The 11934-nt window shown below is 69.7% G+C and carries 9 protein-coding genes and 1 riboswitch; of the genes, 1 reads left to right on the top strand and 8 read right to left on the bottom strand.

Going from position 1 to position 11934, the window contains the following annotated elements; translation table 11 throughout:
* Nucleotides 1-148 precede the first annotated feature (148 nt).
* On the top strand, nt 149-2689 hold the full coding sequence (locus tag ACIBLA_RS08965) for an FtsX-like permease family protein (protein WP_363243177.1): 2541 nt from the start codon (nt 149-151) through the stop codon (nt 2687-2689).
* A gap of 126 nt (nt 2690-2815) precedes the next feature.
* Here the strand turns inward: ACIBLA_RS08965 and ACIBLA_RS08960 are convergent, their stop codons facing one another.
* From ACIBLA_RS08960 to ACIBLA_RS08925, 8 genes are all read right to left on the bottom strand, one after another.
* Nucleotides 2816-4108, bottom strand: a complete 1293-nt coding sequence (locus ACIBLA_RS08960; protein ID WP_363243178.1) for a cyclopropane-fatty-acyl-phospholipid synthase family protein — start codon at nt 4106-4108, stop codon at nt 2816-2818.
* 269 nt (nt 4109-4377) lie between these two features.
* On the bottom strand, nt 4378-5799 hold the full coding sequence (locus ACIBLA_RS08955; protein ID WP_363243179.1) for an NAD(P)/FAD-dependent oxidoreductase: 1422 nt from the start codon (nt 5797-5799) through the stop codon (nt 4378-4380).
* 479 nt (nt 5800-6278) lie between these two features.
* Nucleotides 6279-7205: a Ppx/GppA phosphatase family protein gene (locus ACIBLA_RS08950; protein ID WP_363243180.1), complete on the bottom strand. Its 927-nt coding sequence runs from the start codon at nt 7203-7205 to the stop codon at nt 6279-6281.
* Nucleotides 7202-7750 (bottom strand): DUF501 domain-containing protein, encoded by a 549-nt coding sequence (locus tag ACIBLA_RS08945; RefSeq protein WP_399198205.1) that lies wholly within the window; start codon nt 7748-7750, stop codon nt 7202-7204. Before ACIBLA_RS08945 ends, ACIBLA_RS08950 begins: the two co-directional genes overlap by 4 nt.
* 23 nt (nt 7751-7773) lie before the next feature.
* On the bottom strand, nt 7774-8247 hold the full coding sequence (locus ACIBLA_RS08940; protein WP_399198204.1) for a septum formation initiator family protein: 474 nt from the start codon (nt 8245-8247) through the stop codon (nt 7774-7776).
* Nucleotides 8248-8400: 153 nt separating this feature from the next.
* Nucleotides 8401-9687, bottom strand: a complete 1287-nt coding sequence (gene eno / locus ACIBLA_RS08935; RefSeq protein ID WP_363243183.1) for a phosphopyruvate hydratase — start codon at nt 9685-9687, stop codon at nt 8401-8403.
* Nucleotides 9688-9873: 186 nt separating this feature from the next.
* Nucleotides 9874-10560, bottom strand: a complete 687-nt coding sequence (locus ACIBLA_RS08930) for a transglycosylase family protein (protein WP_399198203.1) — start codon at nt 10558-10560, stop codon at nt 9874-9876.
* Nucleotides 10561-10563: 3 nt separating this feature from the next.
* Nucleotides 10564-10740, bottom strand: a riboswitch (cyclic di-AMP (ydaO/yuaA leader).
* Between the two features lie 257 nt (nt 10741-10997).
* Nucleotides 10998-11924: a transglycosylase family protein gene (locus tag ACIBLA_RS08925; RefSeq protein ID WP_399198202.1), complete on the bottom strand. Its 927-nt coding sequence runs from the start codon at nt 11922-11924 to the stop codon at nt 10998-11000.
* Nucleotides 11925-11934: the final 10 nt, after the last annotated feature.

Raw genomic sequence — 11934 nt, 5'->3', positions numbered from 1 at the left:
CCTGACGCCCACGCGCCGGCGCGCGCCGGCCCCTCCGCCCTCCACCGCGGCACGTCCGCCCCGCCGTCCTCCGGCCGCGCGGGCCGTCCGCCCTGCCCTCCCCGCGGGCCTGTCCGTCCGCCCTGCCCACCTCACCTGGACTTCCACCATGTTCCGTACCGCCCTGCGCACTGTGCTCGCGCACAAGGCCCGGCTGTTGATGACCGTGCTCGCCGTGATGCTCGGCGTGGCCTTCGTCTCCGGCACGCTGGTCTTCACCGACACCCTCGGCAACGCCTTCAACAAGCAGTCGGCCAAGAGCTACAAGGACGTCGCCGTCTCCGTCTCCACCTACTGGTCCGGCGCCAAGGAGACCGACGGGAAGGAGTCGAACCCCGGACTCAGCTCGAAGGACCTCGACAAGATCGGCGCCGTCGACGGTGTCACCTCCGTCACCCCGCGGGTCGACGGCTTCGCCGGAGTGGCGGACCCGGACGGCAAGCTCATCGGCAACGGCTGGAGCAACACCGGCACCAACTTCGCCCCCGGCAAGGACGGCAAGGACGCCGCCTACGACTTCACCGAGGGCACGGGGCCCACGGAGGCCGGCCAGGTCGCGCTCGACAAGGACACCGCGTCCCGAGGTGAGTACAAGGTCGGCGACCCGGTGCGGGTCTCGACCAACGGCCCCGTGGAGGAGTACACCCTCTCCGGCGTCTTCACCACCGAGGACGGCTCCGTCAACGCGGGCGGCAGCCTGGTGCTGTTCGAGACATCGGTCGCCCAGAAGCTCTATCTCAAGCCGGGCTTCTTCTCGGACGCGACCGTCACGGCGGCGCCGGGCGCCTCCGACACACAGATACTCGGCGAGATCCAGTCGCTGCTGCCCGACGAGGCCGAGATCCAGACCGGCAAGCAGCTCGCCGACCAGCAGGCCGCGGACATCGAGAGGGAGTTGAGCGGCATCAACCAGATGCTGCTCGCCTTCGCCGCCATCGCGCTCTTCGTCGGAATCTTCCTGATCTCCAACACCTTCACCATGCTGGTCGCCCAGCGCACCAAGGAGCTGGCGCTGCTGCGCGCCGTCGGCGCCTCGCGCCGCCAGGTCAAGCGCTCGGTGATGATCGAGGCGCTGATCGTGGGCCTCGTCGCGTCCGCCATCGGCTTCGTCCTCGGTGTGGGTCTCGCCGTCGGACTGCGCTCGGCCATGAGTTCGTTCGGCGCGAAGGTGCCCGCCGGACCGCTGATGATCACGCCGGTCGCCGTCGCCGCCGCCTTCGGTGTCGGCGTGGTGATCACCCTGATCGCCGCCTGGCTGCCCGCCCGCCGGGCCGCGAAGATCCCGCCGGTCGCCGCCATGAGCAGCGTGCACGCCGTCGCCACGGTGAAGTCGCTCGTCCTGCGCAACTCCATCGGCGCCGTGCTCACGCTCATCGGCGCCGCGGGGATCATCGGGGGCGCCTCGGTCGGGAAGGACGGCAAGCTGATCATCGGCGCCGGTGCCTTCTTCGCGCTCGTCGGGATCATCGTGCTCATCCCGCTGCTGTCGCGCCCGATCATCGCGCTCGTCCAGCCGCTGCTGAACCGGCTGTACGGCGTCGCCGGCAAGCTGGCCGGGCAGAACGCGGTGCGCAACCCGCGCCGTACGGGCGCCACGGCATCCGCGCTGGCCATCGGTCTCACCCTGGTCACCGGCCTCACGACCATCGGCGTCACACTGGGCCAGGCGATCGACAAGACGACCACGGACAACATCAGGGCCGACTACATGGTCACGATGGCCAGCGGCGGCGGTCTCGACCAGTCGGCGGTCAAGGCGCTGGAGAAGGCGCCGGGTGTGAAAGCCATCTCGCCGCAGCAGTCGGCGTATCTGTCGATCAACGGCAAGGACAGCTCCGCGTCGGGTGTGAACCCCGGCGACATCCAGCAGGTCCTCGCACTGAAGACGGTGACCGGTTCGCTGGACACGCTGAGCGGTGACGCGATCGCGGTGGCGTCGGACACCGCGAAGTCGCGGGGCTGGAAGACCGGCGACACCGTCACGGTGAATTACGAGGACGACAAGACGGCACGGCTGAAAATCGGCGCCACGTACGAGGCCAACGAGTTCACCTCGCCGACCCTGATCTCCACGGACCTGCTGACACCGCACGTGACGAAGCCGCACACGCCCGAGGTGTACGTGTCGATGGACGGAGGCGCGACCGAGGCCAACGAACTGGCCCTGGTGGAAGCGCTGGGCGACAACCCCGCGATCAGCGTCGCCGACCAGCAGGACATCAGGAACATGTTCGGCGGCATGATCAACACCGCGCTGAACATCATGTACGGGCTGCTGGGCATGGCCCTGATCATCGCGGTGCTCGGTGTCGTCAACACCCTCGCGATGTCGGTCTTCGAGCGTCAGCAGGAGATCGGGATGCTGCGGGCGATCGGTCTGGACCGCCGCAGGGTCAAGCGCATGATCCGGCTGGAAGCCGTGGTGATCTCGGTCTTCGGAGCGCTGGTCGGTGTCGGGCTCGGTACGTTCCTGGCCTGGGCGATCGGTGAGACGATCCGCTCCTCGATCCCGCAGTACGCGCTGGTCCTGCCGTGGGAGCGGATCGGGATCTTCCTGCTGCTCGCGGGGCTGGTGGGTGTGCTGGCGGCGCTCTGGCCGGCGCGCAGCGCGGCAAAGCTCAACATGCTGACGGCGATCAAGACGGAGTAGGCCGGGCGCCGTTGTCGGTCCCTGCGGCCAAGGGCCGCCCCGCATCCCCCCAGGATGCGAGGCGGCCCTCAGCCGTACCGGACGCGTCTAAGTGATGCGTGCGATACGCCGCGTGCCTGAATCGTGTCAGCGCCAGGTACGCGCCCGCAGCGGGAGACCCGAGACGCCTGATTCGCCGGGCTTCACCGCCAGGATCTGGTTGACGCCGATCCTGTTGTGCTCGAAGGACAGCGCCGACGCGGCCATGTAGAGGCGCCAGACGCGGGCGCGGCCGGGTGAGGTGGCCCGTACCGCCTCGGGCCAGCGCTTCTCCAGGTTCCGCACCCAATGACGGAGCGTCAGCGCGTAGTGCTCACGCAGGGATTCGACGTCCCTGGCCTCGAAGCCCGCTTCCTCCAGCGTGGCGACGGTGCGGCCGAGCGGGGCCAGTTCGCCGTCGGGGAAGACGTACGCGTCGATGAAGTCGTCGATCCGGTACTGGGATTCGTCCCGTTCGGGGCGGCGCGCGATCTGGTGGTTGAGCAGCCGGCCGCCCGGCTTGAGGAGGGCGAAGAGGGCGTCGGCGTACTCGCGGTAGCGGACCGAACCGACGTGTTCGGCCATGCCGATGGACGAGATGGCGTCGTACGGACCGTCCCTGACGTCCCGGTAGTCCTGGACCCGGATCTCGATCCGGTCGGTGAGGCCCGCCTCGGCGATGCGCTTGCGCGCGAACGCCGCCTGCTCGCGGGAGAGCGTGACTCCGGTGACCTGGACGCCGTACTCACGCGCCGCGTGCATGGCCATGGAGCCCCAGCCGCAGCCGACGTCGAGCAGCCGCTGCCCCTCCGTCAGCCCGAGCTTGCGGCAGACGAGGTCGAGCTTGTCGCGCTGCGCGTCCTGAAGCGTGGAGCCGGGCTCGTCGAAGTAGGCGCACGAGTAGACCATGGAGGGCCCGAGGACCATCTCGTAGAAGTCGTTGCCCACGTCGTAGTGGTGGCTGATCGCGGCTCTGTCCCGGTGCTTGGTGTGCAGCGCGCCGGTTCTGCGCCGTACCTCCTCGGGGGGCGGCGGGGGCGGCGGCCAGGGTCCCGCGATCTCCACGATGCGCTTCGCCGCCGCCCGCATCCGCGGGTCGCGCAGCGGGTGCACCGCGTCCCCGGCGTCGGCGTCGCTCTCCCACAGCAGTCCGGCGATGTGGCCGAGGGCGGAGTACAGATCACCTTCGATGTCGATCTCACCGGCCACCCAGGCGCGGGCCAGGCCCAGTTCGCCCGGCTTCCACAGCAGTCGGCGCAGCGCCCGGCGGTGCCGGACGACGAATGTCGGCGCGCCGGGCGGACCCGACTCGCTGCCGTCCCAGGCGCGGATACGTACGGGGAGCGGGGCTCCCAGCAGCTCCTCGGCAAGAGTGCTCAGCCGCAGTGCGGCGTCGGCCATGGCGCACACCTCCGTGATGGTGGATCCCAGAAATGCTCAACACACATATGAACACCGCCGGGAGGTGTCGCAGTCCCGGCAGCACGCAATGTGCGGGCAAAAATAGCTGCACCGGCCACGCATTTTATGACCAAATCTACCGATGCACACCCTTGCCAGGCATGTCGTACCCACCTTCGGCGCCGGGCGCACACGAAAGGGCCGCCCGCACCACGGATGGCGGGCGGCCCTTTCGGGTCGGTACGAGCGCTACGCGCGCCGCGCGCGGTTCAGGAGGCCTTGACCCTCGTGCCGGCCTCGGCCTTCACCTGCTCCGAGCCGGACTCCGGCGCCGGGGCGGCGGCCTGACGCGCCGGGGCGGGCTTGGCCGCCTCGTAGAACTCCTCGCGCGGTGTCTCCATCGCGCCGAGCGAGACGACCTCGCGCTTGAGGAACGCCGAGAGCGTCCAGTCGGCGAAGACACGGATCTTGCGGTTCCAGGTCGGCATCGCCATGCCGTGGTAGCCGCGGTGCATGTACCAGGCGAGCCGGCCACGGAACTTGATCTTCAGCTTGCCGACGACGATCATCGCGACGCCCTTGTGCATGCCCAGGCCGGCGACCGCGCCCTTGTTGGCGTGGCTGTACTCCTTCTGCGGGAAGCCCCGCAGGCCGGAGATCACGTTGTCGCCGAGGACCTTCGACTGCCGCAGCGCGTGCTGGGCGTTCGGCGGGCACCAGGCGTTCTCGACACCGGCCTTGCGGGCGGCCATGTCCGGGACCTGGGCGTTGTCGCCGGCGGCCCAGATGTGGTCGGTGCCCGTCACCTGGAGCTTGGCGTCGGTGTCGACGTGACCGCGCGGGCCGAGCGGCAGACCGTAGCGGGCGAGCGCCGGGTTGGGCTTGACGCCCGCGGTCCACACGATCGTGTTGGAGTCGACCTCAAGTCCGTTGCCCAGCACGACGCGGCCGTCGACGCAGGAGTCCATGCCGGTCTTGAGGTAGACCTCGACGCCGCGGCTCTCCAGGTGCTCCTTGCCCCACTTGCCCAGCTTCGGGCCGACCTCGGGAAGGATCTTGTCGGCGACATCGACCAGCAGGAAGCGCATGTCCTCGCGCTTGACGCTCGTGTAGTACTTCGCGGCGTCACGCGCCAGGTCCTCGACCTCACCGACGGTCTCGGCGCCGGCGAAGCCACCGCCGACGAAGACGAACGTCAACGCCTTGCGGCGGACGTCCTCGTCGGTCGTCGAGTCGGCCTTGTCGAGCTGTTCGAGCACGTGGTTACGGAGACCGATCGCCTCCTCGATGCCCTTCATACCGATGCCCTGCTCGGCGAGGCCGGGGATCGGGAAGGTACGGGAGACGGCGCCGAGCGCGACGATCAAGTAGTCGAAGGGCAGCTCGTAGGCCTCACCGACGAGCGGGGAGACCGTGGCGACCTTGCGGTCCTGGTCGATGGTGGTGACCCGGCCCGTGAGCACCTCGGCCTTGGGCAGCACGCGCCGCAGCGGTACGACGACGTGCCGAGGCGAGATGTTGCCGGCGGCTGCTTCGGGGAGGAAGGGCTGGTACGTCATGTACGAGCGGGGGTCGACGACGGTGACCGTGGCCTCCCCGTAGCGCATCTTCTTCAGAATGCGACGAGCCGCGTACAGGCCTACGTACCCTCCGCCTACAACAAGGATCCTGGGACGCTCCGTGGTGCTCATGCCATCGAGTATCCACCCGCCCCGGAGGGGGTGCTCGTGAGCCCCTTCACAAGCACCCCTCATACCTCTGCTACACTGCGCGGCCCGCTTGATCGACATCGTGTTCCGGCAGCGGAACCACACGGTCTCGCAGGGCCATCCGCACCCCCTGTGAGCTGGCCCTTGAGACCCGCCCCAGGGGTGGACCACCGGGCCGACCACCGAGTGGTTCACACGCCCGCAACGCCGCCGGAACGGCCCGTTGACCGGTCGTACAGGGGCGTCGGGGCGGCGCCGGGGGTCCCCCGAGAGTGATGTGCGTCCAACCCGGCGGTTTTCCTTGTGAAGAACTTCACGAACTTCGTTCCGGGGCGGTACGCAGAGGCCGCGTAAAACCCCCGTAAAGACGCTCGGCGGGGGCTCGGCGGACGCCCGGGAGGCCCTGGAACGCCGCCAGGTTCACCCGCTCGGGCCAGCCGGGCTCAGGGGGGTCAGGCAGGTCAGGCGATCGACCAACCGATGCCGTCGAGGATGTCGTGCTCGCTCACCACGACCTCCCGCGCACCCGTCCGCTCCATGATCGTGAGCAGGATCAGCGCGCCCGACACGATCACGTCCACCCTGCCCGGATGCATCACCGGGATCGTCGCGCGTTCGGCGTGGGTGGAGGACAGCAGCGTCGTGGTGATCTCCCGGACGACGTCGAAGGGGATGCGCGCGTGGTGGATCGCTTCCGAGTCGTACGCCGTCAGACCCAGCGCGATCGCCGCGACCGTGGTGACGGAGCCGGCAAGGCCGACGAGGGTGCGGGCCTCGCCGAGCGGGACGTCCCGCGCCACCGTGTCGAGGGCGGCGGAGATGTCCGCGCGCAGGGCGGTGATGTCGGCGGGGGTGGCCGGGTCGGCCAGGCGGTGCCGCTCGGTGAGCCGTACGCAGCCGATGTCGACCGACCGCCCGGCCGTGACCCGGTCGGCGCCGACGACGAACTCGGTGGAGCCGCCGCCGATGTCCACGACCAGGTAGGGCTTCTCCAGGTCGGCGCGGCCGGCCAGCTCCCTGGTCGCGCCGGTGAAGGAGAACTCCGCCTCCTGGTCGCCGGTGATCACCTCGGGTTCGACACCGAGGATGTCGAGGACGCCGCGTACGAACTCGTCGCGGTTCTCCGCGTCGCGGGACGCGGAGGTGGCCACGAAGCGGGTCCGGTCCACACCGTGTTCCTTGATGATCGCGGCGTACTCGCGGCAGGCCGCGAAGGTGCGCTCCAGCGCCTCGGGGGCGAGCCGGCCCGTCCGGTCGACGTCCTGGCCGAGCCGCACGATCGTCATGCGCCGGTCGAGGTCGACGAGTTCGCCGGTGGCGGGGTCGGCGTCGGCGACGAGGAGGCGGATGGAGTTGGTCCCGCAGTCGACGGCGGCGATCCGGGTCATTCGGTACCTCCGGCAGCTTCGTCAGGCTTTGTGAACGGGATCACACACGGGCCCTTGCGCCACCACTCGGGCAGCATCGCCAGCGCCTCGTCGCCCAGCGGGTTCACTCCCGGACCCGCCGCGAGCGCGTGCCCGACCAGTACGTGCAGGCACTTCACCCGGTCCGGCATCCCGCCGGCGCTCGGGAAGCCCGCCAGCACTTCGACGGCGTCGCGGCGCGCGATGTAGTCCTCGTGCGCCTTGCGGTACGCGGCGGCCAACTCCGGGTCGGTGGCGAGGCGTTCGGTCATCTCCTTCATGACGCCGTTCGCCTCCAGCGTGCCGATGGCCGAGGCCGCGCGCGGGCAGGTCAGATAGTAGAACGTCGGGAACGGCGTGCCGTCCGGGAGGCGCGGGGCGGTCTCCACCACATCGGGCTGCCCGCAGGGGCAGCGGTGCGCGATGGCGCGCAGACCGCGCGGGGGGCGGCCGAGCTGTTGTCTGAACGCGTCGACGTCCGCCTCGGTCGGTTCGGTGCGTTCGGTCTGCGGAGGGGGCGTTTGCATACCTGCGTCGGTTTCCTCGGTGTCTATCTGTCCGCCCGGTCGGCGCTGTCGACGCCGTCCAGGAGATTGGAGTACCAGGGCCGGTCGGCCGCGCCCTCATCGGTGCGGCGTTCGTCGGCGGCCCTGGGGTCGGCCATGATGTAGCCGGTCTCCCCCGGCATCACGTAGTGCAGATGCTCGCGCGCGAGGCGCTGGATGTACGCGTCGTCCTGGAGGCGGGCCTTCTCGTCACGCAGTTCCTCGACCCGCTGCGCCGCCTCGCGCGTCAACTGCTCCTGCTTCGCGATGTCGCCGCGCTGCGACACGTACTGCCGCATCGGGTAGGCGAGCGCGACGATCAGCGAGCAGACGACGAGCACGAGGAAGGCCGCGCGTCCGGTGAGCCGGGAGCGGCGGGCCTGCCTGCGGGTCTGCGAGCGGTAGACGCGGGCGGCGGTCTGCTCGCCCAGAATCCTGATCTTGGTCGCGGTGGAGAACCGGTCCCTGTTCGCGGCCATGGTCCCGCCTCCCTGGGGGGTGTCGCGAACCCCTCGTACCTCTGTACCGCCGTACTGCCTCTGTACGCGCGTACGTCCCCGGACACGGTACGGGACCGTGGCCGGGGACGGCCGTACGACGGGCGGACGGATGGCCGGTGGTGGCCCGCCTGGTCAGTCCTTGAAGCGGGGGAACGCGCTGCGGCCCGCGTACACCGCCGCGTCGTCCAGGATCTCCTCGATGCGCAGCAGCTGGTTGTACTTGGCGACGCGCTCGGAGCGGGCCGGGGCGCCGGTCTTGATCTGGCCGCAGTTGGTGGCGACGGCCAGGTCGGCGATCGTGACGTCCTCGGTCTCGCCGGAGCGGTGCGACATCATGCACTTGAAGCCGCTGCGCTGCGCCAGCTCCACGGCGTCCAGGGTCTCGGTCAGCGAACCGATCTGGTTGACCTTGACCAGAAGGGCGTTGGCCGAGCCCTCCTCGATGCCACGGGCCAGGCGCTCGGGGTTGGTGACGAAGAGGTCGTCGCCGACGATCTGGACCTTGGAGCCCAGCTTGTCGTGGAGGACCTTCCAGCCGGCCCAGTCGTCCTCGAAGAGCGGGTCCTCGATGGAGACCAGCGGGTACGAGGCGACAAGCTCCTCGTAGTACTCGGTCATCTCGGCGGCCGAGCGGGACTTGCCCTCGAACTCGTAGGAGCCGTCCTTGTAGAACTCGGAGGCCGCCACGTCGAGCGCGAGCGCGATGTCCTTGCCCGGCGCGTAACCGGCTTCCTTGATGGCCACCAGGATCAGGTCGAGCGCGGCGCGGTTGGACTCCAGGTTCGGCGCGAAGCCGCCCTCGTCGCCGAGGCCGGTGGAGAGCCCCTTCTCCTTCAGGACCTTCTTCAGCGTGTGGTAGACCTCGGCACCCCAGCGCAGGGCCTCGGAGAACGACTCGGCGCCGATCGGCGCGATCATGAACTCCTGGATGTCCACGTTGGAGTCGGCGTGCGAACCGCCGTTGAGGATGTTCATCATCGGGACGGGCAGCAGGTGCGCGTTCGGGCCGCCGAGGTAGCGGAACAGCGGCAGATCCGAAGCCTCGGAGGCGGCGTGCGCCACGGCCAGGGAGACACCGAGGATGGCGTTGGCGCCGAGCGAGGACTTGTCGGGCGTGGCGTCCAGGTCGAACATCGCCTGGTCGATCAGGCGCTGCTCGGTGGCGTCGTAACCGACCAGCTCCGGGCCGATCTGCTCGATGACGGCGAGGACCGCCTTCTCGACTCCCTTGCCCTGGTAGCGGTTCTGGTCACCGTCGCGGAGCTCAAGGGCCTCGAACGCACCGGTGGACGCACCGGAGGGGACAGCAGCACGGCCGGTGCTGCCGTCGTCGAGGCCGACCTCGACCTCGACCGTTGGGTTGCCTCGGGAGTCAAGGATTTCCCTGGCTACGACGACGTCGATGGACGGCACGAGCATCTCCTTCTGGGATGTGACGCGTGGAGTGCAGGGTCTCATTGGCCTTGCGGCATGAGCCTAACCGGCTCCCGGTCGGCGGTCGGCAGATGCCCGCCCGCTGGGACGAAAAGAGTCCTGAATGCCCGTTCAGCCATGAATGTCCGAGCATTCGGTCCGGTGGGCCGGGCGGACCTAGGTGGGGAAGGGTCAGCTCAGGTGCAGCTGCTGGCCCGGGAAGATCTCGTCGGCGTCCTCGACGATGTCCTTGTTCAGCTCGAAGAGCTTCTTCCAGCCGCCTTCGACCTTCTTGGTCTCGGCGATCCCGGAGAGGGTGTCGCCGGCCTTGACCTTGTACTCGCCGTCGCCCTTCTTGACCGGGCCGCGGGTCTCGGTGCGGGAGGCGGGCTGCTCCTGCTCGGCGCGCGGGGCGGCCTGCTTCTTCGGGGCGGCCTTCGGCGCGGACTGCTCCGGGGCGGCCTTCGGGGCGTCGTCGGCCGAACCGGCGTCGTTCGCGGCGTTGGACAGGCCCACGCCACAGCTCGGCCAGGCACCCTTGCCCTGGCCGGCCAGGACCTTCTCGGCGATCTGTATCTGCTGGGACTTCGAGGCCTGGTCGGCGCTGGAGGCGAAGGCGTTGCCGCCGTACGCGGCCCAGGTGGAGGCGGAGAACTGGAGACCGCCGAAGTAGCCGTTGCCGGTGTTGATCGACCAGTTGCCGCCGGACTCGCACTGGGCGACGGCGTCCCACTCGGCGGTGGTGGCCGCGGAGGCGGAGGTGGCGCCGATCAGCGGGGCCGCGACGGCGGCACCGGTGATGCCGGCGAGCGTGGCGTAACGGGCGGCCTTGGACGGACGGCGGTGCTTGCCCTTGCCGGACGCGCTGGAAAACAGCATGCGAGATCTCCTCACCGACGCCTGCGAGGTGAGCTGTCGGGTTCGGGCCAAGTGAGTTGCCCGGCCGTGCGACCCGAGAACGCCTTCACGTCCCCCTGCACACGGCTGCACCCCGAGCCGGCCGTCGTGACCGGCACTTACCTTTGGGTCCCCCGCTCCTGCCTTCGGCGCTTGACGCGACGACTACTCCCCCCGACCGACGGCAGGATTCGGCGTGACGGTCGACGGTGCCCGCGGTGCGAGCGGTTAAGACCGTAAACACAGACATCCCGGATGTTCAAAGGAGGAACATCCGGGATGATTCGCCCATCTCGCCCCGAGGAAACCTCTGTTTACGCAGGTCGGGCGAGAGCGGGGCGAGTTGGCCGTCCGGCGGCGCCAGTTGGGTCGAAGAGACCCTTGTCTCACTTACGCAGGTCCGGACATAGGCGGCTTAACTACCCCTGCTTCACGGTCAGATCGAGGCTCTGGCCCGGCAGGATGAGGTCGGCGTCGGAGCCTACGACCTCGCGGTTCGCCTCGTAGAGCGCGGGCCAGCCGCCCTCCACCTTCTGCTCGTCCGCGATGGCCCAGAGATTGTCACCGGTGCGGACGGTGTACGAGCCGTCGTCGGCGTCGCCGTCGCGCGTCGAACCGTCACCTCGTGAGGCATGGCGGCCACTTTCGCGGGCTTCGTCAGACTCACCCGACTTGCCTGCTTCGGCCGATCCGTCCGAGGCCTCGGCGCCGGTGCCGGTGTCGGCCGACCCGCTCGACTCGGGGGCCGGTTCGCCACGGTGCTTGCCCTGTCCCGTGCTGGGCTCGGTACTGGGCTTCGCGCTCGGCTTGTCGGCGCCGGAGGCGGAGTCGCGGCCGAACTGCCCGGACGACGGAGTCGACTCGGGAGCCGGAGGCAGCACGGCCTCTTCGCTGGGCTCGGACTCGTCGGGCGTCTCGGTGGCCTCGCTGTCCGGAGCCGTATCCGCGTCCGTATCCGCGTCCCCGCCCTTCTCCGCCGTGAGCCCGGTCACCAGCGCACAGGTCGGCCACGCGCTCGGCCCCTGCTCGGCGAGGATCTTCTCGGCCACGGCGATCTGCTGGCTGCGGCTGGCCTGGTCGGCGGTGGGGGCGTACGCCGTACCGCCGAAGTCGTCCCAGGTCTCCTGCGAGATCTGGAGCCCGCCGTAGTACCCGTTGCCGAGGTCGGCGCTCCACATGCCGCCGCTCTCGCACTCGGCGACGCGGTCCCAGGTGGAGGCGTCGGCCGCACTCGCGCCGGTCGCGCCGAGCAACGGGATGGCGATCGCCGAGCCTGTCACCCCTGCCGCGACGACGAGGGCAGGAGCCTGACGGGGCCGACGGTGCCGGCCATTCCCGGAGCGCATGCGGTTGCCT

This window comes from Streptomyces sp. NPDC050433, assembly GCF_044458565.1.
Taxonomy (GTDB): domain Bacteria; phylum Actinomycetota; class Actinomycetes; order Streptomycetales; family Streptomycetaceae; genus Streptomyces.
This window is presented reverse-complemented; position numbering and strand designations above follow the sequence as displayed.